Here is an 18,756-nt window from a genome sequence, read left to right on the forward strand (position 1 = left end):
AATCAGGCGATGGCCGCTTCGGCCGCTGCGGGTTGGGGTACGGCTTCGGGCGCGAAAGTGGCGCAGAACTGGTCCACCGTGGAGACCCATCCGAAAAAGGTCTCGACGTTGTAGACCGAGGCCTTCTGGATCGCGGGGCCGCCGAGTTCGTGCGTCGCGTCTTCGAGCATCACGGCGAAATATTCGAGGTGAAAGGCATCGCGCAATGTGGATTCGACGCACACGTTGGTCGCGATGCCGGTGAACACGAGGTGGCGGATGCCGCGCGCGCGCAGCGTGCTGTCGAGCGTGCTGTTGAAGAAGCCGCTGTAGCGCGTCTTGGGCACGACGATGTCGCCGGGCTGCGGCTTCATCGGGTCGATGAGTTCGTAGTCCCAGCCGCCCTTGGCGAGGAACTTGCCCTGCAACTCGGGCTTGGCGCGCATGGTCTTGAGCGCGTTCGACTTGTGCCAGTTGGGCGAGCCGGGGCCGCCCGCTTCGACATACGCCGCGTCCCAGCCGTTCTGCAGGAACACGATGAGCATGCCGGCCGCGCGTGCCGCCGCGATGCTGCGCGCGATGTTGGCGATGGTGCCTTGCGCACCCGAGATGTCGAAGCCGGCCGAATCGACATAGCCGCCGATCGATGCGTAGGCGTTCTGCATGTCGACCACGATGAGCGCGGAATCGGTGGCGTGCAGCGCGAGCGGCTCGGGCCGCGCGGGCAGCACCAGCGGGGCGGGGGCGCCGGGCACGCGCGGTGCGCCGACGGGCGTGGTCGAGGTGAGGGTGGTGTTCTTGGGCGTGGTCATGCGCGTCTCCTCTTCAGGCTGCAAGGCGCTCGGGCTCGGCCTGCGACGGCACGGGGCTTTGCACGTGTGCACGGCTCTTCATCAGCGGCTGGATGCGCTCGCCGAAGGCTTCGACGCCTTGCACGAAGTCGTCGAAGGTCAGCAACACGCCTTCGGTGCCGGGCACCTCGGCCACTTCGTCGAGCAGGCGCGCAACGGTTTCATAGGAGCCGACGAGCGTGCCCATGTTGATGTTCACGGCCGAGGTCGGGTCGGCCATCTGGCGCACGTTGGTGTCCGCACCCGACTTGGTGTCGGCCGCGCCTTGCTGGCCCAGCCATGCGATGGCCTCGTGGTCGGCGCCGGCCTTGTAGTGCTCCCACTTGGCGCGCGCGGCCTCGTCGGTTTCGTCGGCGATCACCATCATCAGCACGTAGGTCGTGACGTGGCGACCGGTCTTGCGCGTGGCTTCGATGAGCTTTTCGGCGGCGGGCGCAAAGGCCTTCGGCGTGTTCACGCCCTTGCCGAAGCAGAAGTTGTAGTCGGCGTACTTCGCGGAGAAGTCCATGCCCGCGTCGCTTTGGCCGGCGCAGATCACCTTCATGTCGGCCTGTGGCTGCGGGCTCAGGCGGCAGTCGTCCATCTGGAAGTGCTCGCCCTTGAAGTCCGACTGGCCGGTGCCCCAGAGGTCGCGCAGCACCTGGATGTATTCGGACAGGTACTGGTAGCGCGTGCTGAAGAACTGGTCGCCGGGCCACATGCCCATCTGCGAGTACTCGGGCCGCTGCCAGCCGGTGACGAGGTTCAGGCCGAAGCGGCCGTTGGAGATCGAGTCGATGGTCGAGCCCATGCGCGCGACGATGGCCGGCGGCATCACCAGCGAGGCGGCCGTGGCGAAGAGCTTGATCCTGCTGGTGACGGCGGCCAGGCCGGCCATGAGCGTGAAGGACTCGAGGTTGTGGTCCCAGAACTCTGTTTTTCCGCCGAAGCCGCGCAGCTTGATCATCGACAGCGCGAAGTCGACGCCGTAGCGCTCGGCCTTCAGCGTGATCTCTTTGTTGAGCTCGAAACTGGGCTTGTACTGCGGTGCGTTTTCGGAAAGCAGCCAGCCGTTGTTGCCGATGGGAATGAAGATGCCGACGTTCATGAAAGGGCTCCTGTTGCGGGTTGCGAAGCTCCTTGCATGTGCCGTGCCAATTCAATAAGTCATTTCAAATCAATGGGTTAACTCGATTTCTCCATTTTGTTTTGACCAAATGGTCCAAAACGGAGCGAGCGAATCGAAAGCGCTGCGACGGCGCGGTGCGGACCGGACCAAAGCGGTGCAGTGCCGGCGTCACGGACGGCGCGGCAAAATCACGCCATGCCCAAGACACCACTCCGCGCCGCCGCGGCCATCGGCGGCACTGCCGATGACGTCGAAGCCGCCTTCTACGAAGCGCTGCAACGCGGCGACATCGATGCGTTGATGGCCTGCTGGGCCGACGAAGACGAGGTGTTCTGCGTGCACCCCGGCGGTCCGCGCCTCGTGGGGGCCGTGGCGATCCGCGCGGCCTTCGAGCAGATGTTCGGCAATGGCGCGATCCACGCCACGCCGGCGCGGGTGCGCAAGATCGAGTCTTTGGCGAGCGCGGTGCACAACGTGCTGGAGCGCATCGAGGTGCTCACGGCCGAAGGCCCGCGCCACGCCTTCGTGCTGGCCACCAACGTCTATCACAAGACCGCGCAGGGCTGGCGGCTGGTGGCGCACCATGCAAGCCCCGGCAGCGCGCGCGAGCCCGACGACGCGAACGATCCGCCCCAGACCCTGCATTGATGTCTTCCGCCGTTCTTTCTTCTTCCCCCTCCACTTCCTCGTCGCCCCAGTCGGCGATGGATTACATGGCGCCGCGCTGGCTGCCCGGCGGCAACCTGCAGACCATCTGGCCGGCGCTGTATGCAAGGCGCTTCGACGGGCCGGCGCCGGTCTATCGCCGCGAGCGCTGGACCGCGCCCGATGGCGATTTCGTCGACGTCGATTTCGTCGATGCGCCCGCATCGGCATCGAAGGCGCCGCTGCTGGTGCTGTTCCATGGCCTCGAAGGTTCTTCGCGCAGCCACTACGCCGAGGCTTTTGCAGACTTCGCCGCGTCGCGCGGCATGGCATTCGCGGTGCCGCACTTCCGCGGCTGCAGCGGCGAGATGAACCTGGCACCGCGCGCTTACCACTCGGGTGATTTCGAAGAAATCGGCTGGATCCTGGCGCGCATGCGCGAACGGCACGCGCAGCGCGGCGGCGGCCCGGTGCTGGCGGCGGGCGTGTCGCTCGGCGGCAATGCGCTGATGCGCTGGGCCTGCGAAGCCGGCGACACGGCGGCCGGCGTGGTGAGCGCGGTGGCCTCGGTGTGCGCGCCGCTCGACCTCGCGGCGGGTGGCGATGCCATCGGGCGGGGTTTCAACCGGCTGGTCTACACGCGGATGTTCCTTGCGACGATGAAGCCCAAGGCGCTGGCCAAGCTGGCGCAGTTTCCGGGGCTGTTCGATCGCGACCGGCTGCTCGCCGCACGCGACCTCTACGCCTTCGACGATGTCTTCACCGCGCCGTTGCATGGCTTTCGCGATGCCGACGACTACTGGGCCCGGGGCTCGGCCAAGCCGCACCTGAATCGCATCCGCGTGCCCGCGCTGGTGGTGAACGCCCGCAACGATCCGTTCATTCCCGCAAGCAGCCTGCCGCGCCCCGGCGAGGTCGGTGCGCATGTCACGCTGTGGCAGCCCGCGCATGGCGGGCACGTGGGCTTTCCGATGGGGCTGCCGCCAGGACATGTGCGCGGCATGCCGGAGCGGGTCGGTTCCTGGCTGCAGGTGCATGGCGGCGCATTGGCTGACGGCCCGAGCGCGCAACCGGCGGGAGAATGACGCCATGGACGACATCGTCAAACAAGCACTCGCCAAATGGCCCAACGTGCCCGACTGCTACGGCTGGCTCGGCCTCGATGCGCGCGGCAACTGGTACATGCGCGACGACCGCACCCAGGCCCAGGGCCCGTTCCGCGTGGCCAAGGGCTCGATGCTGCGGCACGACAAGCTGATCGACTTCATTCACCGCAACTACGAGCACGACGACGAAGGGCAGTGGTTCTTCCAGAACGGGCCGCAGCGTGTCTATGTGGAGTTGGAGGCCGCACCGCTGGTGTGGCGCGTGGCCGAGGAGGGCGGTGGCTTCACGGTCACGGCCCATTCGGGCCAGGTGGCCGAGGTGTCCGCCTGCCTGCTCGACGAGGAAGGCCTGCTCTATCTGGTTGCGCCGATCGGTCTCGGGCTGGTTCACACGCAGGACGTGGGCATCGCGGCCGAAGCCATCGAGCGGGGCCTCTGGACGCCGGAAGCGGTGCAGGCCAGCGAACTGCCCGGCCGCTTCGGGCATGTGCTGAGTCCGGCGGCGCATCATGCTGCCGCCGTGTCGCTATCAAAACAATAGCTCGCGGTTCGACGTGACCAATAAAAAAGCCGGCGCTGGGCCGGCTTTTTGATTGGAGCGATCGCGCTCAGTTGGCTGCGGGCGCGCTGGCGGCAGGCGCCGCTGCGGCGGTCGGGGTCGCGGGCGCTGCATCCGACGCACCTTCGGCGGGTGTCGCGGCAGCCGGGCGATCCGGCACCGGGAACTTGGCGCCGCCGGCGTTCGCCATGTAGACCACGGCACGGCCCACTTCGAGGTCTTCGAAGTCGCCGCCGCCCTGGGCGGGCATGGCGCCCTTGCCCTTCAGGGCGTGTTCGAGGAGGGTGGCGTAGCCCTGGCCGATGCGTGGGCCCCAGGCCGCGGCATCGCTCAGGTGCGGTGCGCCGGGAATGCCGGGCGCGCCGTGGCAGGTGACGCACTGGGCCTTGAAGACGGCCTCGCCGGTCGCGAGCGGGCGGTTGGCGTCGCGGATCTCGATGGCGCCGACCTTCTTGAGGCGCTCGGCCACTTCGCGGTCGCGTGCTTCCTTGGTCACCCCGTAGAGCGCCATGTTGTCACCTTCCGCGGTGCCGGCGGGCTTGGTGCCCGAGACCACGTAGGAGACAAGACCCACGATGATCAGGATCGGGGCAATGAAGGAGAAAAATACCGCCAGCAGCAGCTGCTTCGGGTTCTTGATCGGCCCGGTATGGGCTTCTTCTGTGGCCTGGTTATGCGGGTCTGCGCTCATGGCGTCCTCAAAATCGGGGGCTCGTCGGGGGGCTTGTCTCTAACCAACCGGCGATTATAGAGAGGCCCCTTGCCCCAGCGGGCAATTGGCCTCCCGATATCGGATGCCGAGGCGTCTCAACCCTTGTCGCGTGTGGCCCAGCCGCCACCCAGCGTCTTGTACAGCGTGACCTGGTTCTGCAGCTGCAGCAGGCGCACGTTGACCGCCGATTGCTGCGCCGTGAACAGCGAGCGCTGTGCGTCGAGCAGGTCGAGCGCGCTGGCGATGCCGTTGCGATAGCGCAGGTCGGAGAGCTTGAAGCGCACGGCTTCGGCATCGGCCTGCGCACGCTGCGCGCGCACCTGCTCGCCCAGCGTGGCGCGGCCCGCGAGCGCATCGGCCACTTCACGGAAGGCGGTCTGTACCGACTTCTCGTACTGCGCCACGGCGATCTCGCGTCCGGCCTTCGCCGAGTTGAGCGTGGCGAAGTTGCGGCCCGCATCGAAGATCGGCAGCGTGACCGTCGGCGCGAAGGACCAGGCCTTGGAGCCACGGTCGAACAGGCCCGAGAACTCGGTGCTGGCGGTGCCGATGCCGCTGGTCAGCGAGACGCGCGGGAAGAAGTTCGCGCGCGCCGCGCCAATGTTGGCGTTGGCCGCAATCAGCTGCTGCTCTGCCGCGCGGATGTCCGGCCGCTCGGCCAGCAGGTCCGAAGGCAGGCCGGCGGGCACGTCGGGCATCGGCTTGATGCCGTCCAGGCCCTTGGCGCCGCCTGCCGTGGCTTCGGGCGGCACCGGTGCGCCCAGCAGCAGTGCCAGCGCGTTCTCGTCCTGCAGGCGGGCGCGCTGTTGCTGCGCATAGGCTGCGCGTGCCGTTTCAGCGAGCGAGTTCGCGGCCTGGAAGTCGAGTTCCGACGACACGCCGTTGTCGAAGCGCATCTTGGTCAGGCGCACCGACTCGTCGCGCGTGACCATCGTCTGGCGCGTGAGCTCGAGCAACTCGTCGTCGGCCAGCAGCGTGAGCCAGCCATTGGCGACCGATGCGATCAGGCTGATCTGCACGGCCTTGCGCGTTTCTTCGGTGGCCAGGTATTGCGACAGCGCCTGGTCTTTCAGCGCGCGGATGCGGCCGAAGAAGTCCAGCTCCCAGGCCGTGAAGCCGAAGTTGACGCTGTACTGCGATGCCACGCTGCCCATGCCGTCGACGCCTTGCAGCGAGTTGGGGCTCGACCGCGAGCCGTTGCCCGTCAGGCCCAGGGCCGGGAAGAGGTTGGAGCGCTCGATCTGGAACTGCGCGCGCGCCTGCTCGATGTTGAGCACCGACACGCGCAGGTCGCGGTTGTTGGCGAGCGCGGTCTGGATCAGGCCCGCCAGCCGCGGGTCGGCAAAGAAGTCCTGCCAGGGCAGCGAGGCCGAAGCCTGGCCGGCCGGTTGCGCCGGGTCACCCGGGTAGGTGGTCGGCACCGGCGCGGCGGGGCGCTCGTAGGTCGGAATCAGCGAGCAGCCGGCCAGCAGCATCGCGGCGGCCAGGGCTGTGGGAATCAGTTTCTTAGTCATGTGCTTTCTCTTCCGTGATGCCGGCGGCTTCCGCATGCCGCTTGTCGGCTTCGTGCTGGCGCGCGCTGCCCTTGAACAAGGTACGCACGACCACGAAGAACACCGGCACGAAGATCACCGCGAGCGCCGTGCCCGTCACCATGCCGCCCAACACGCCGGTGCCGATGGCACGCTGGCTGGCCGAGCCGGCACCCGAGGCGATCACCAGCGGCACCACGCCCAGGCCGAAGGCCAGCGAGGTCATGATGATCGGGCGGAAACGCAGGTGGGCGGCGGCCAGGGCCGATTCGATGATGCCCTTGCCTTGCGCCTGCAGGTCCTTCGCGAACTCGATGATCAGAATCGCGTTCTTCGCGGAGAGGCCGATGATGGTGATCAGCCCCACCTGGAAGTACACGTCGTTCGAATAGGCGCGCAGCATCGTCGCCACCAGCACGCCCAGCACGCCGAGCGGCACCACCAGAATCACCGACAGCGGGATCGACCAGCTCTCGTACAGCGCGGCCAGGCAGAGGAACACCGCCAGGATCGCGAAGCCGTACAGCACGATGGCCTGCGAGCCCGCGAGCTTTTCTTCACGCGACTGGCCGGTCCACTCGAAGCCGAAGCCTTGCGGCAGCTGCGCGGCGAGCTTTTCCATCTCGGCCATCGCGGCACCCGTGCTGAAGCCCGGGGCTGCGTCGCCGCTGATGCGGATCGCGGGGTAGCCGTTGTAGCGCACGGTCTGCGTCGCGCCCGTCACCCACTTGGTGGTGGCAAAGGCCGACAGCGGCACCGGCTGGCCCTGCGTGTTGCTGGCGTTCAGCTTGAGCAGGTCGTCGGGCTGCATGCGGGCCGGCGCATCGGCCTGCACCACCACGCGCTGCAGGCGGCCGCGGTTCGGGAAGTCGTTGATGTAGCTCGAACCCAGGCCGGTCGACAGCGTGGCATTGATCGCGTCGAAGCTCACGCCCAGGGCGTTGGCCTTGTCGCGGTCGATGTCGATCTGCAGCTGCGGCGCGTCTTCCAGGCCGTCGGGGCGAACCTGCGCGAGCACCTTGCTCTGCGAAGCCATGCCCAGCAGCTGGTTGCGTGCGTTGATCAGTGCCTCGTGGCCCGCGCCCGAGCGGTCTTGCAGGCGGAAGCTGAAGCCGCTGGCATTGCCCAGTTCAGGAATGGGCGGCGGGCTCAGCGGGTAGATGAAGGCGTCGCGGATGCCCGAGAGCGCACCGAAGGCACGGCCGGCGAGCGCGCTGGCCGAGTGGGCCGGGTCCTTGCGCTCCGACCAGTCCTTCAGCGTCACGAAGGCGAGGCCGGCGTTCTGGCCCTGGCCCGAGAAGCTGAAGCCCATCACGCCCACGATGCTCTGCACTTCAGGCTGCTTCATGATGAAGCCTTCGACCTGCTGCATGACCGACAGCGCGCGCTCTTGCGTCGCACCCGGCGGCAACTGCACGTTGACGATGATGTTGCCCTGGTCTTCTTCCGGCAGGAACGAACTCGGCAGGCGGGTGTAGGTGAACACCACCGCGCCGATGATCGCGACGTAGATCACCAGGTAGCGTGCGGCGCGGCGCAGGATGCGCGCGACCATGCCTTCATAGCCCTTGGCCGTGCGCGCGAAACCGCGGTTGAACCAGCCGAAGAAGCCGGTCTTCTCGTGGTGGTGGCCGGCTTCAACGGGCTTGAGCAGCGTGGCGCACAGCGCCGGCGTGAGCGACAGCGCCATGAAGGCCGAGAAGGCGATCGAGGCCACCATCACCGCCGAGAACTGGCGGTAGATGTTGCCGGTCGAACCCGCGAAGAACGCGAGCGGCACGAACACCGAGATCAGCACCACCGTCACGCCGATGATGGCGCCGGAAATCTGCCGCATGGCCTTGCGCGTGGCTTCGAGCGGCGACAGCCCCTCTTCGCTCATGATGCGCTCGACGTTCTCGACCACCACGATGGCATCGTCCACCACGATACCGATCACCAGCACCATGCCGAACATGGTCAGCACGTTGATCGAGAAGCCCAATGCAAGCAGGGTGGCAAAGGTACCGAGCAGCGCGATCGGCACCACGATGGTCGGGATGATCGTGTAGCGCCAGTTCTGCAGGAACAGGAACATCACCACGAACACCAGCGCCACGGCTTCCAGCAGCGTCTTGACCACTTCGGAGATCGAGATCTGCACGAAGCGCGAGCTGTCGTACGGAATGGCCCATTTCACGCCTTGCGGGAAGTAGCGCTCGAGTTCGGCCATCTTGGCGCGGATCGCCTTGGCCGACTGCAGCGCGTTGCCGTTGGGCGTGGGCTGGATACCGACACCGACCGCCGGCACGCCGTTCAGGCGCGCCGAGGTGGCATACGACTGGCCGCCGAGTTCGACGCGCGCGACGTCTTTCAGCCGCACGGTCGAGCCGTCGGTGTTGGCGCGCAGGACGATGTCCTTGAACTGGTCGACGTTGGCGAGCTGGCCGTTCACGACCACGGTGGCCGCGATGGCCTGGCCGGGAATGTTCGGCAGGTCGCCGATGGTGCCGGACGACACCTGCGCGTTCTGGGCGCGGATCGCGTTGTTGACGTCGGTCGGCGACAGGTTGAAGCCCTGCAGCTTGGCCGGGTCGATCCAGATGCGCATCGCGTTTTCGGAGCCGAACAGCTGGGCCTGGCCCACGCCGACGACGCGCTGCAACTCGGGCACGACGTTGCGTGCCGCGTAGTCGCCGAGCGCCACCGGGTCGAAATTCGGGTTGTCCGAAGACAGCATCACGAACATCAGGAAGTTGTTGCGCGACTTGTCCACGCGCACACCCTGCTGCGTCACGGCGGCCGGCAGGCGCGGCGTTGCGCGCGACAGCCGGTTCTGCACGTCCACCTGTGCGAGGTCGTCGTTGGTGCCGGCCTCGAAGCTGATCGTGATGGAGCCGGTGCCGTCGGCCTGGGCCACCGATTCCATGTAGATCAGGCCCGGCGAGCCGTTCATTTCACGCTCGATGACGGACAGCACGCTGTCCTCGAGCGTCTGGGCCGAGGCGCCGGGGTAGGCGACGTTGATCACGATGGCGGGCGGTGCCACCGGCGGGTACTGCGAGATCGGCAGCTGGGTGATTGCCACACCGCCCATCACCAGGATGAACAGTGCGATCACCCACGCAAAGATCGGGCGGTCGATAAAAAATTTGGCCATGCGGGCGCGCTCCTGATTACTTCTTCTCGGCCGTGGCCGGTGCCGGCTCAGCAGCCGGCTTCGCGGCGGCGGCTGCCGCCGGGGCTGCCGGAGCAGCCGATGTCGTGGGTTGGGCCGCGGCAGCCGGGTTCGGCTTGGTCCACGGCACGGCCTTCACGGGCGTTCCGGGCGGCATCATCTGCAGCTTCTGGAAGCCGTCGACCATCACCTGTTCGCCGGCCTTCAGGCCATCGAGCACCACCCACTGGTTGTCCTTGGCGGCGCTGATCTTCACGGTGCGCTTGCTGATCTTGCCGTCCTTGTCGACCACCGACACGGTGTCGCCCTGCTGGGTGCGCGTGACGGCTTGCTGCGGCAGCGTGATCGCATTGGTGGCCTGCGCCTGTTCGAGCTTCACGCGAACGTAGAGGCCCGGCAGCAGCTCGCCCTTGGGGTTGGGCACTTCGGCGCGCAGCGTGACCTGGCCAGTGGTGGAGTCGACCGTGAGGTCGGAGAACAGCAGCTTGCCTTCGAGCGGGTAGTCGGTGCCGTCTTCCAGCACCACGCGGATGGTGGCGGCCTCTTCGCCGCTCGCGCGCTTGTACTGGCCGGCGGCCACTGCGCGGCGCAGCTTCATGGCGTCGGAGGCCGACTGCGTGAAGTTCACGTACAGCGGGTTGATCTGCTGCACCACGGCCAGCTCGGTGGCGTCGCTCTGGCCGACCAGCGCGCCTTCGGTCACGAGGGCGCGGCCGATGCGGCCCGCGATGGGCGAGGTCACGTCGGCGTAGCCGAGGTTGATCTTGGCGGTCTGCACGGCAGCGCGGCCGGCGGCCACGTCGGCTTCGGCCGTCTTGTAGGAAGCCACGGCGGTGGCGTATTCCTGCTTGCTCACGGCATTGGCTTCGACCAGCGGCTTGTAGCGATCGGCCAGGGCCTTGGCCTGCACGGCGTTGGCTTCGGCGCGGGCCAGCGTGGCCTGGGCGTTCTGCGAAGCGGCCACCAGCGGTGCCGGGTCGATGCGGAACAGCAGCTGGCCGGCCTTCACGTCGCTGCCTTCGCGGAATTCGCGCTTGAGCAGGATGCCCGAGGCGCGGGCGCGAACCTGGGCGATGCGCGAAGCCTCGAGGCGGCCCGGCAGTTCGGTCACGAGGCCGACATCGGTCGGCGCAGCCACCACCACGCCCACCTCGGGCGCTGGATGAGCGCCACCGCCACCACCGCCGGGGCCGGCTGGCGCGTCGCTCTTGCCGCAGCCCGCGAGGACCAGCAGAACGACGGCGGCCACGGTCGCGAGACGCGGCGAAAAGGACGATTGACGCGAAACATGCAGGAGAGGCATGCGATTCCTTTGAAGCGAAGACGGGAGATGGCGCGTTCGCGGTGCGAACGGGAAGCCAGCATAAGTAGCCGGGCCATCGGGGAAGCCCGGTAGTCTACATACATTCATGGATGTATAGTGACAACGCTCAATGGCCCCACGATGCGGAAGGGGCGTTGTCTTTACAAAACAGGAGACTTGGTGGCACGTCGTACGAAGGAAGAAGCATTGGCCACGCGGCATCGATTGCTCGATGCCGCGGAGCTGCTGTTTCAGGCGCAAGGTGTTTCGCAGACCTCGCTGCAGCAGATCGCGCAGCAGGCGGGCGCGACGCGTGGTGCCATTTACTGGCACTTCAAGGACAAGGCCGACCTGTTCAACGCGATGATGGAGCGGGTCATCCTGCCGCTCGAAGCAGGGCCGAAGGCCATCTGCGCATCCACCGCGGCCGCCACCGCCGACGACCCGCTGGCCGAGATCGAGGAGGGCATGATCCACGCCCTGACCCTCATGACCACCGACCCGCAGGTGCGCCGCGTGTTCGACGTGGCGACCCACAAGGTCGAGTACACGCACGACATGGCCTCGGTGCAGCAGCGCCATCTCGATGCGCGCAATGCCTGCGTGGCCGACTTCGAAAAAGCCCTGTAGCTGGCCGCGCGCCGCAATCGCATCCGCCTGCCCGTGCCCAGCTATGCGGCCGCGCAGGGCCTGCATGCACTCATCAGCGGGCTCATCCAGAACTGGCTGCTCGACCCCGAGGCCTTCGACCTCGTGCCGATGGGAAGGCACTCGCTGCGCGTCTATTTCGAAGGGTTGGGCTTCGTCCGGACGTCGCTCCACATCGCGGTCGCGGACGACGCCGAAACGACCGTCGCCTGATAGGCGATAATGCGTGGCTCCGGTGCTTGCCGGACCCCTCTCTCGCTGTATTTCAACGGATAGAATTCGGCCCTCCGAAGGCTGAGATCCAGGTTCGATTCCTGGCGGCGGGACCACATACCAAACCGGAAGCTCTCAAAGGCTTCCGGTTTTTTTCTTTCCCCACCCATGACGGAGTTGACTGATCTGGACGAGGCCAGCCTCGCAGCGCATGCCGCCGAATGGCGTCGCCGGGCCTTGCGCGGCGAGAAGCAGGCGCGCGGCATTGCACATGCCTTTGAAACCGAATTGCGGCGGCGCACGGGGGACTCGATCATCCCCACCCAGGCCGCCGACCTCGACACCCGCCCGCTCGCGTTGCGCGAGGCCAAGCGCGCCTGGTGGAAATTCTGGTGAGCGGGCCCGCCGGCTCGCCGCGCTCTTGCTTTCCTCAAGCGTCTCAGGACATGACGAAGTGCGAGGGTGACCGGCCCAGCGTCTTGCGAAACATCGTCGAGAACGCACCCGGACTGTCGTAGCCCAGGTCCAGCGCGACCACGGTCACCGCCTGTCCTTCGGCAAGCCGCGATAGCGCGACCAGCACGCAGGCGCGCTGGCGCCACTTGCCGAAGGCCATGCCGGTCTCAAGGCTGAAGCGGCGGCTGAAGGTGCGTTCGCTCACGTTCAACTGCCCGGCCCACATCGCCGGCGTGGCGTGGATGTCGGGCTGGTGAAGAAACGCAACGCAGAGCCTGGCCAGGGCCGGGTCGCGGGGCAGCGGCACATGCAACGGCAGGGCTTGCGCGCGCGCCACCTCGTGCAGCACGAGCCGCATCAAGGTGCCGTCGCGCCCCTGTCGCTCGTAGGCGGCCGGCAGTTCGATCGCCTCCATCAGCAACTGCCGCAGCAGGGGCGACACGCTCAGCACCTCGCACTGGTCGCCCTTGCGCGGCACCGCGCGCGGTTCGATGTAGAGGCTGCGCGTGCTCACGCCCATCATGCGCACACGGTGCGGCTTGCCGGCCGGAATCCACACGCCCCGCTGCGGCGGCACGACCCACGCACCGTCGTCGGTGCCGACTTCCATCACGCCCGTCGCGCCATACAGGAACTGCGCGCGCCGGTGGCTGTGCGTGTGCAGCAGCGTGTTCGGCGGGTAGTCGGTGCCGATGGCCAGCACCGGCCGGTCGATGGCGTCCACGGAGTCGAGCGGAATGTTGCGCATGGCGGGCAGGAATCGGTTGGCCGAAATGAAAACATTATTGGCCCAGCTGCGCAAGCAAGCCACGCGGTACGAATCTATCGTAAAGGCCTTCTTCAATGTCTGTCTTCAGGAGGCGCTTCGTGCTGATCTATCTCGTGCTCGCCGGCTTTGGTTGCCTGGCGGGCGTCACCACCGTGCTGTTCGGTTTCGGTGGCGGCTTCGTGGTGGTTCCCTTGCTTTATCGGGCACTGATCGCGGCCCATGGCGCGGACAGCGACATTGGCCGGTCGGCCATGCACATCGCGGTCGCGACCTCGACCTGCGTGATGATCGTTGGCGCGCTGCTCGCGACCCGGCGGCACCAGCGTGCCGGCACGCTCGACTGGACGCAGGTCCGGCCGCTGCTGGGCTTCATCGGCCTCGGCGCCGTCGTGGGGGCAGCGGCTGCTGTCTCGGCCGATGGCGAGTTCGTGCGCTGGGCGTTCGTCGCCTACCTGGGCGCGACGATCCTCGACTGCCTGCTGCGCCCCGGCTTTCTCACGCGCGCCGCGCCGGATGCGATACGTCCGCCGTCGCGCGCCGGTACCGCGTTCGGCAGCGTCGTCATCGGCCTCATCGCCGCGTTCCTCGGGGTGGGCGGCAGCGTCATGACCGTGCCGCTGATGCGCCGGCGCGGTATCGACATGACGCGCGCGACAGCCATGGCGAACCCGCTGTCGCTGCCGATCGCGCTGGCCGGCACCGCGACCTACATGGCGTTGGCATGGCGCTCGACTTCATCGCTGCAAGGGTGGCATGTCGGCTATGTGGACGTGCCCGCGTTCGGCGCCCTGGTCGTGGGCTCGCTGGTGGGCATTCGCGTCGCCGCGCCGCTGATCGGTCGTATTCCGGACCGCGTGCACACATGGGTCTATCTGGCGTTGCTGCTCGCGGTGTTGGCCGGCATGGCGCTGCGTTGAAGGGTTGCTGGGCGCCGCTTGCCGCCGCATCGTCAGGTTGGTAACAATGTGAACACGATTGCCAAAGATGACCGGCTGTGTGTCCGATCTGTGTATAAGCACCGCTGGCTTCCCCCAACAACGACGCAAGCAATGACCAAGACCTATCTTCAGGTGCAAAAGCAGATCGCCCAACTCCAAAAAGAAGCAGACACGCTGAGAAAGAAAGAAGCAGCCGGTGTGCTGGCCCGCATCAAGGAAGCCATCGCGGTGTACGGCTTCACGGCCGAAGAGCTGGGCGTGAGCACGCGCAAGGCCCGGGCCTCCAAGGCATCGGCCGCGCCCGTGGCCAGGCGCAAGGGTGCGAAGAAGGCTGCCGCAAAATCCGCCGCCGCGCCCCGCTTCAAGGATGACCAGGGCAACGTCTGGGGCGGCCGTGGCCCGCGTCCCGCATGGTTCAAGGCGGCGCTCGAAAGCGGCAAGACGCCTGCGGATCTCGCCGCGTAGTCGAAAGTCGACGCTGCGGCCAGACGGGTTGCGGGGGCTTGCCGACCCTGACACCATGGCCGCATGCCATACCAACTCCATTACTGGCCCACCATCCAGGGCCGCGGTGAATTCGTGCGTCTCGCGCTCGAAGCGGCCGGTGCCGACTATGTCGATGTCGCGCGCCTGCCCGCGTCCGGCGGCGGAGGCGAATCGGCATTGGGCCGCCGTCTCGGCGATCCCAACAACGCGCGTCCCGCTTTCGCGCCGCCGTTCCTCGTCGATGGCGACATCGTGGTGGGACAGACCGCCGCGATCCTGCTGTACCTCGGGCCGCGGCTCGGCCTGTCGGGCGTCGGCGAGTCCGACGGGCTGTGGACCCATCAACTGCAGCTCACCATCGCCGATGCTGTGGCCGAGGCGCACGATACGCACCACCCCATCTCGACCGGTGCCTATTACGAAGACCAGCGCGATGCCGCCGTGCAGCGCGCGCGGGCCTTTCGCGAAGAGCGCATTCCAAAGTTCCTGAACTGGTTCGAGCAGGTGCTGCAGCGCAATCCCGCGGGCGACCTGCATCTGGTCGGCGACACGCTGACCTATGCCGATCTTTCGCTGTTCCAACTGGTGGACGGGCTGCACTACGCATTTCCGAAGGCCACGGCAAGGGCGTTGATCGCGACGCCGACGGTCGAAAAATTGCACGCCAACATCAAGCGCCGCCAGCGGGTACACGACTATCTGCAAAGCCCGCGCCGCATCGCGTTCAATGAAGACGGGATCTTCAGGCGGTATGCGGAGCTGGATGGCTAGCACCACGGCCTCGGCCCTCAGTTGACGAGTGCCGCCGCGTCCTTCCAGGCCGGCAGCAGCACGAGGTTCGTGTCCATCACCGGCTTGCGTTGCGGGCCGAACAGATAGCGGTTCGGCACGATGCCCTTCAGGTGATGCAGCACGTCGGCGCGGTCGTCGATGAAATGCGTGATGCCCAGCTCGCGGCAATGGTCGGCCTTCTGGGGCCGTTGGAGGCAGAAGCGCAGGTTGCCCGGTGCCATGCCCGTCCGCTCGAAGAAGCGATGGTGCAGCAGCCACGCACGGCTCTTGGCCTGCACGCTCGGTCCGCATTTCGAGACCAGCCAGACGCGGCCTTCGAACTTCTTCACCAGCGGGGCCACGGCGTCGAACATGCCTTCGTAGGGTGGCGTATTCAGTGCGTCGTTCAGCGAGCCTCCGATGAAAGCGGTGTCCGCGCCGTTGGCACCTTCGGCGGCGATCAGCACACGGCCGATGTCGATGCCGAGGCGGGGAATGTGTGGGGTGTTCTTCATTTCTTGTTCCTTGTGTGTTTGAGCAGGCGGATCGTAGAAATGAAGCCCATCACCAGGAACTACTGATATTGGAAGTGCTATCCATAAAATGGATAGATGGACATCCCCCGCACCAACCTCGATGCGCTGCAGTCGTTTGCCGTGTTTGCCGACACGCTGAACTTCAGCGAGTCGGCGCGCCTGCTGCACATCAGCCAGCCTGCGCTGCATGCCAAGGTGCGCAAGCTCTCGGAGCAGCTCGATGCCCGGCTTTACCTGCGGGTGGGCAGTGCGCTCGAACTCACGCCCACGGGCGAGCAGGTTGCCCGGCACGCGCGGGAGCTGCTCGCGCTGAACCGCAGCTTCGTCAAGGGAATCGCCGCGGGCAGCGACAGCCCGGCCGTCACGCTGGCGGCGGGCGAGGGCGCCTACCTCTACCTGCTGGGCAAGGCGCTGTCGCAGTTCTCGGGCCCCGGTGCATCGCCGCACCTGCAACTGCTCACGCGCAACCGGGACGAGTCGATCCAGGCGGTGCGCGCCGGTCAGGCGCAACTGGGCATCGCGCCGCTCGGCACGGTGCCTGCCGATCTGCATGCCGTGCGGTTGACGGTCGTGGGGCAGGTGCTGGTCGTGCCGCGTGCGCATGCACTGGCTTCGCGCAAGTCGGTGCGCCTGCGGGATCTGAAAGGGGCGCAACTGATCGTGCCGCCGGCCGGCAAGCCGCACCGCGAGCTGCTCGGACGGCTGCTGCAGGCCGAGTCGGTGCCCTGGCAGCCTTCGCTCGAGGCCAACGGCTGGGAGCTGATGCTGCGCTTCGCCCAACTGGGCTTCGGTCTGACGGTGGTCAACGCATGTTGCCGCATGCCCAAGGGGCTGGTGGCAATTCCGTTGCATGGCTATCCGCCGCTTGAGTACCACGTGTTCCACGCGGCCGACAGGGCGCCGACACCGCATGTGCAACGGCTCATGGACGCCCTGATCGCGGAAGGCGACCATTGGCAGGCCGCTCTTCGACCGGCCGGAAGAAAAGCGCCATGACCCCCGAGGACGCCAGCAAGTTCATCGCCTATGTGCTGCGGCATGCACCCGAATCCATCGGCCTGCGGCTCGATGCGGAAGGCTGGGCCGACATCGATGCGCTGGTTGCGGGCGCCGTCGCCAACGGGCGCGGCCTGACGCGGCCGGCGGTTGCGCTTGCGGCAATCTCAGGCGCGAAGAAGCGCTACGAGCTGTCGGCGGATGGGCTGCGCATTCGCGCCCTGCAAGGCCATTCCACGCCGCAGGTCAGGCGCGGCTTCGAGTCGGTGGCGCCTCCGGCATGGCTCTTTCATGGCACGGCGACGCGCTTTCTCGCGTCCATCCGCGCACACGGTTTGCTGCCGGGCACGCGCCAGCACGTGCACCTGTCGGCCGACGAGGCCACCGCCGTGCAGGTGGGGCAGCGCCATGGCAAGGCGCATGTGCTGCGGGTCGACGCGGGCCGCATGCATGCGCTGGGCCATGCGTTTCATTGTGCGGAGAACGGGGTGTGGCTGACGGAGTCCGTGCCGCCGGGGTTCCTGTCGGAATCCGATGGAACGTCGTAGCGCGGGTTATTCACCGTCCGCGTCCTGCGCATCGTTGCGGATGCGCAGTGCGGTTTCGTAGAGCGCATTGCGCGGCGATCCGCTGATCTCCGCTGCGAGCCGCACCGCGGTCTTCACAGGCAGCTCGGCCAGCAACAGACGCAGCACGCGTTCGCCCTCCGCACCGCCATCGCCCGACACCGCCACCGGATGCAGCACCAGCGCGAATTCGCCGCGCGTGCGGTCGCGGTCGGCCGCGAACCAGTCGGGCAGGGCGCTGGCCGCCACGGTCGCGATCTCCTCGAACTGCTTGGTGAGTTCGCGGCCCACGGTGATGCGGCGCTCGCCCAGCGTGGCGAGCGCGCGTGCCAGGCTTTCGATGCGGTGCGGGGCTTCCAGCAACACGACGGCGCGCGGTTCCTGCGACAGCGACTGCATGGCCGTGTCGCGTTCGCCTGCCTTGCTCGGCAGGAAGCCGGCGAAGACGAAGGCGCTGCTTGCGTTGCCGCCGTCGCCGCCATCGGCCACGAGACCGGCGGCGCTGATCAGCGTGGTGACGCTGCTCGCGCCCGGCAGCGGCAGCACGCGCTGCCCCGCCGCGCGCACGGCAGCAGCCAGCCGGGCGCCGGGGTCGCTCACGCCGGGTGTGCCGGCGTCGCTGACGTAGGCGATGCGCTCGCCCTGCGCGAGCCGCGCGACCACGGTCTGCGCCGCCTCGGCCTCGTTGTGCTGGTGCACGGCCAGCAGCCGGGCGCCCGGCCGGTCGATGCCGTAGGCGCGCAGCAGGCTCTGCGTGTGGCGCGTGTCCTCGCAGGCGATCACGTCCACCAGTTGCAGCACATGCAGCGCGCGCAGCGTGATGTCGGCCAGGTTGCCGATGGGCGTGGCGACCACGTAGAGCGTGGCCTGCGGATAATGCTGCGCACCCGCGGCGTCATGCGCGGCCGCGAGGGCGGCGCCGAAAGAGGCGGGTGCGAGTGAAGCCAATGGGTTTCTCCGGAAATACAAACAAGAAGACGGCAGGGAGCATGAAGACCATCACAACGAAGCATCGCGGCGATGCGGCGGAAGACGCTGCGCTCGACCATCTGAACAACGCCGGCCTGGTGCTGGTTGCGCGCAATTATCGAACGCCCGGACGAGGCGGCGGCGAGATCGACCTGATCATGCGCGATCCGCGTGGCCCCAGTGGTGGCACGCTGGTGTTCGTCGAGGTCCGCCAGCGCAGCACGGGCGCGCATGGCGGCGCGGGCGGCAGCATCACCGGGCTGAAGCAGCGGCGCATCGTGTTCGCCGCGCGGCACTACCTGAACCAGTTGCGCACGGTGCCACCGTGCCGTTTCGACGTGGTGCTGGTCGAGGAGAAAATCATCTGGTTGCAGGCCGCGTTCGACGCCGGCTGACCCGCATCGCGCGGGAACTGAAGCCTTGCTGAAGGCTCCACAACTCACACGTCTTGTTTCA

General features: G+C 67.3%; 19 protein-coding genes, 1 tRNA gene and 1 pseudogene. 12 read left to right on the forward strand and 9 right to left on the reverse strand.

Annotation, left to right across the window (positions count from 1 at the left end):
• Positions 1 to 2: 2 nt before the first annotated feature.
• Entirely contained in the window at positions 3 to 791 is a 789-nt protein-coding gene (gene rutB / locus ACGLHS_RS30705) for a pyrimidine utilization protein B (RefSeq protein ID WP_394485586.1), read from the reverse strand.
• A 13-nt stretch (positions 792 to 804) separates the two neighbouring features.
• On the reverse strand, positions 805 to 1,917 hold the full coding sequence (gene rutA, locus ACGLHS_RS30710) for a pyrimidine utilization protein A (RefSeq protein ID WP_394485587.1): 1,113 nt from the start codon (positions 1,915 to 1,917) through the stop codon (positions 805 to 807).
• A gap of 216 nt (positions 1,918 to 2,133) precedes the next feature.
• Here rutA and ACGLHS_RS30715 point away from each other — a divergent pair, with 216 nt between their 5' ends.
• Genes ACGLHS_RS30715 through ACGLHS_RS30725 form a run of 3 tightly spaced genes read left to right on the forward strand, consistent with a single transcriptional unit; the run spans position 2,134 to position 4,230 of the window.
• The gene (locus ACGLHS_RS30715; RefSeq protein WP_081266065.1) at positions 2,134 to 2,586 is read left to right on the forward strand and encodes a nuclear transport factor 2 family protein; all 453 of its coding nucleotides are present in this window, start codon (positions 2,134 to 2,136) and stop codon (positions 2,584 to 2,586) included.
• A gap of 56 nt (positions 2,587 to 2,642) precedes the next feature.
• Positions 2,643 to 3,668 (forward strand): YheT family hydrolase, encoded by a 1,026-nt coding sequence (locus ACGLHS_RS30720; protein WP_394485668.1) that lies wholly within the window; start codon positions 2,643 to 2,645, stop codon positions 3,666 to 3,668.
• A gap of 4 nt (positions 3,669 to 3,672) precedes the next feature.
• The gene (locus ACGLHS_RS30725; protein WP_394485589.1) at positions 3,673 to 4,230 is read left to right on the forward strand and encodes a DUF2946 family protein; all 558 of its coding nucleotides are present in this window, start codon (positions 3,673 to 3,675) and stop codon (positions 4,228 to 4,230) included.
• A 67-nt stretch (positions 4,231 to 4,297) separates the two neighbouring features.
• On the opposite strand, the gene ACGLHS_RS30730 is transcribed toward ACGLHS_RS30725, so the two are convergent.
• The 4 genes from ACGLHS_RS30730 to ACGLHS_RS30745 form a co-directional block, all read right to left on the reverse strand.
• Positions 4,298 to 4,939, reverse strand: a complete 642-nt coding sequence (locus ACGLHS_RS30730; protein ID WP_394485591.1) for a c-type cytochrome — start codon at positions 4,937 to 4,939, stop codon at positions 4,298 to 4,300.
• 116 nt (positions 4,940 to 5,055) lie between these two features.
• Positions 5,056 to 6,474, reverse strand: a complete 1,419-nt coding sequence (locus ACGLHS_RS30735; RefSeq protein ID WP_394485593.1) for an efflux transporter outer membrane subunit — start codon at positions 6,472 to 6,474, stop codon at positions 5,056 to 5,058.
• On the reverse strand, positions 6,467 to 9,631 hold the full coding sequence (locus ACGLHS_RS30740) for an efflux RND transporter permease subunit (RefSeq protein WP_394485595.1): 3,165 nt from the start codon (positions 9,629 to 9,631) through the stop codon (positions 6,467 to 6,469). The genes ACGLHS_RS30735 and ACGLHS_RS30740 overlap by 8 nt, the downstream gene beginning before the upstream one ends.
• Before the next feature lie 16 nt (positions 9,632 to 9,647).
• Positions 9,648 to 10,952, reverse strand: coding sequence for an efflux RND transporter periplasmic adaptor subunit (locus ACGLHS_RS30745; protein ID WP_093247231.1), 1,305 nt, complete (start codon positions 10,950 to 10,952; stop codon positions 9,648 to 9,650).
• Positions 10,953 to 11,129: 177 nt separating this feature from the next.
• On the opposite strand from ACGLHS_RS30745, the pseudogene ACGLHS_RS30750 reads away from it, so the two are divergent.
• The 3 genes and pseudogenes from ACGLHS_RS30750 (at position 11,130) to ACGLHS_RS30760 (ending at position 12,209) form a co-directional block, all read left to right on the forward strand.
• Positions 11,130 to 11,813: pseudogene (locus ACGLHS_RS30750) on the forward strand (TetR family transcriptional regulator).
• 41 nt (positions 11,814 to 11,854) lie between these two features.
• A tRNA-Arg gene (locus tag ACGLHS_RS30755) sits at positions 11,855 to 11,929 on the forward strand.
• A gap of 61 nt (positions 11,930 to 11,990) precedes the next feature.
• Complete coding sequence (locus tag ACGLHS_RS30760) at positions 11,991 to 12,209, forward strand: hypothetical protein (RefSeq protein ID WP_394485598.1); 219 nt, start codon at positions 11,991 to 11,993, stop codon at positions 12,207 to 12,209.
• 43 nt (positions 12,210 to 12,252) lie between these two features.
• Here ACGLHS_RS30760 and ACGLHS_RS30765 read toward each other — a convergent pair whose 3' ends face one another.
• Positions 12,253 to 13,017 carry an AraC family transcriptional regulator gene (locus ACGLHS_RS30765; RefSeq protein WP_394485601.1) on the reverse strand — a complete coding sequence of 255 codons (765 nt, stop codon included), beginning with the start codon at positions 13,015 to 13,017 and terminating at the stop codon, positions 12,253 to 12,255.
• Between the two features lie 95 nt (positions 13,018 to 13,112).
• Here ACGLHS_RS30765 and ACGLHS_RS30770 point away from each other — a divergent pair, with 95 nt between their 5' ends.
• From ACGLHS_RS30770 to ACGLHS_RS30780, 3 genes are all read left to right on the forward strand, one after another.
• Positions 13,113 to 13,955 carry a sulfite exporter TauE/SafE family protein gene (locus ACGLHS_RS30770; RefSeq protein WP_394485602.1) on the forward strand — a complete coding sequence of 281 codons (843 nt, stop codon included), beginning with the start codon at positions 13,113 to 13,115 and terminating at the stop codon, positions 13,953 to 13,955.
• A 132-nt stretch (positions 13,956 to 14,087) separates the two neighbouring features.
• Positions 14,088 to 14,441 (forward strand): H-NS family nucleoid-associated regulatory protein, encoded by a 354-nt coding sequence (locus tag ACGLHS_RS30775; RefSeq protein ID WP_394485603.1) that lies wholly within the window; start codon positions 14,088 to 14,090, stop codon positions 14,439 to 14,441.
• Positions 14,442 to 14,504: 63 nt separating this feature from the next.
• Positions 14,505 to 15,233 (forward strand): glutathione S-transferase, encoded by a 729-nt coding sequence (locus tag ACGLHS_RS30780; RefSeq protein ID WP_394485604.1) that lies wholly within the window; start codon positions 14,505 to 14,507, stop codon positions 15,231 to 15,233.
• Positions 15,234 to 15,250: 17 nt separating this feature from the next.
• On the opposite strand, the gene ACGLHS_RS30785 is transcribed toward ACGLHS_RS30780, so the two are convergent.
• Complete coding sequence (locus tag ACGLHS_RS30785) at positions 15,251 to 15,748, reverse strand: hypothetical protein (RefSeq protein ID WP_093247225.1); 498 nt, start codon at positions 15,746 to 15,748, stop codon at positions 15,251 to 15,253.
• A 96-nt stretch (positions 15,749 to 15,844) separates the two neighbouring features.
• On the opposite strand from ACGLHS_RS30785, the gene ACGLHS_RS30790 reads away from it, so the two are divergent.
• Both ACGLHS_RS30790 and ACGLHS_RS30795 read left to right on the forward strand, forming a co-directional pair.
• A complete protein-coding gene (locus ACGLHS_RS30790; protein ID WP_394485605.1) occupies positions 15,845 to 16,765 on the forward strand; it encodes a LysR family transcriptional regulator in 921 nt (306 codons plus the stop codon).
• Positions 16,762 to 17,313: an RNA 2'-phosphotransferase gene (locus tag ACGLHS_RS30795; RefSeq protein WP_394485607.1), complete on the forward strand. Its 552-nt coding sequence runs from the start codon at positions 16,762 to 16,764 to the stop codon at positions 17,311 to 17,313. The genes ACGLHS_RS30790 and ACGLHS_RS30795 overlap by 4 nt, the downstream gene beginning before the upstream one ends.
• Before the next feature lie 6 nt (positions 17,314 to 17,319).
• Here ACGLHS_RS30795 and rsmI read toward each other — a convergent pair whose 3' ends face one another.
• Positions 17,320 to 18,279 (reverse strand): 16S rRNA (cytidine(1402)-2'-O)-methyltransferase, encoded by a 960-nt coding sequence (gene rsmI, locus ACGLHS_RS30800; protein WP_394485608.1) that lies wholly within the window; start codon positions 18,277 to 18,279, stop codon positions 17,320 to 17,322.
• Here rsmI and ACGLHS_RS30805 point away from each other — a divergent pair.
• Positions 18,279 to 18,695: a YraN family protein gene (locus tag ACGLHS_RS30805; RefSeq protein WP_394485609.1), complete on the forward strand. Its 417-nt coding sequence runs from the start codon at positions 18,279 to 18,281 to the stop codon at positions 18,693 to 18,695. The two genes, rsmI and ACGLHS_RS30805, sit on opposite strands and share 1 nt — an antisense overlap.
• Positions 18,696 to 18,756: the final 61 nt, after the last annotated feature.

Source organism: Variovorax sp. VaC1, from assembly GCF_043658315.1.
In the GTDB taxonomy this organism is placed as follows: domain Bacteria; phylum Pseudomonadota; class Gammaproteobacteria; order Burkholderiales; family Burkholderiaceae_C; genus Variovorax.

Excerpts from the sequence above, each read along its gene's own strand:
- rutB (WP_394485586.1), bottom strand. The coding sequence starts at position 791 with ATGACCACGCCCAAGAACACCACCCTCACCTCGACCACGCCCGTCGGC.
- rutA (WP_394485587.1), bottom strand. The coding sequence starts at position 1,917 with ATGAACGTCGGCATCTTCATTCCCATCGGCAACAACGGCTGGCTGCTT.
- ACGLHS_RS30715 (WP_081266065.1), top strand. The coding sequence starts at position 2,134 with ATGCCCAAGACACCACTCCGCGCCGCCGCGGCCATCGGCGGCACTGCC.
- ACGLHS_RS30720 (WP_394485668.1), top strand. The coding sequence starts at position 2,643 with ATGGATTACATGGCGCCGCGCTGGCTGCCCGGCGGCAACCTGCAGACC.
- ACGLHS_RS30725 (WP_394485589.1), top strand. The coding sequence starts at position 3,673 with ATGGACGACATCGTCAAACAAGCACTCGCCAAATGGCCCAACGTGCCC.
- ACGLHS_RS30730 (WP_394485591.1), bottom strand. The coding sequence starts at position 4,939 with ATGAGCGCAGACCCGCATAACCAGGCCACAGAAGAAGCCCATACCGGG.
- ACGLHS_RS30735 (WP_394485593.1), bottom strand. The coding sequence starts at position 6,474 with ATGACTAAGAAACTGATTCCCACAGCCCTGGCCGCCGCGATGCTGCTG.
- ACGLHS_RS30740 (WP_394485595.1), bottom strand. The coding sequence starts at position 9,631 with ATGGCCAAATTTTTTATCGACCGCCCGATCTTTGCGTGGGTGATCGCA.
- ACGLHS_RS30745 (WP_093247231.1), bottom strand. The coding sequence starts at position 10,952 with ATGCCTCTCCTGCATGTTTCGCGTCAATCGTCCTTTTCGCCGCGTCTC.
- ACGLHS_RS30765 (WP_394485601.1), bottom strand. The coding sequence starts at position 13,017 with ATGCGCAACATTCCGCTCGACTCCGTGGACGCCATCGACCGGCCGGTG.
- ACGLHS_RS30770 (WP_394485602.1), top strand. The coding sequence starts at position 13,113 with ATGTCTGTCTTCAGGAGGCGCTTCGTGCTGATCTATCTCGTGCTCGCC.
- ACGLHS_RS30775 (WP_394485603.1), top strand. The coding sequence starts at position 14,088 with ATGACCAAGACCTATCTTCAGGTGCAAAAGCAGATCGCCCAACTCCAA.
- ACGLHS_RS30780 (WP_394485604.1), top strand. The coding sequence starts at position 14,505 with ATGCCATACCAACTCCATTACTGGCCCACCATCCAGGGCCGCGGTGAA.
- ACGLHS_RS30785 (WP_093247225.1), bottom strand. The coding sequence starts at position 15,748 with ATGAAGAACACCCCACACATTCCCCGCCTCGGCATCGACATCGGCCGT.
- ACGLHS_RS30790 (WP_394485605.1), top strand. The coding sequence starts at position 15,845 with ATGGACATCCCCCGCACCAACCTCGATGCGCTGCAGTCGTTTGCCGTG.
- ACGLHS_RS30795 (WP_394485607.1), top strand. The coding sequence starts at position 16,762 with ATGACCCCCGAGGACGCCAGCAAGTTCATCGCCTATGTGCTGCGGCAT.
- ACGLHS_RS30805 (WP_394485609.1), top strand. The coding sequence starts at position 18,279 with ATGGGTTTCTCCGGAAATACAAACAAGAAGACGGCAGGGAGCATGAAG.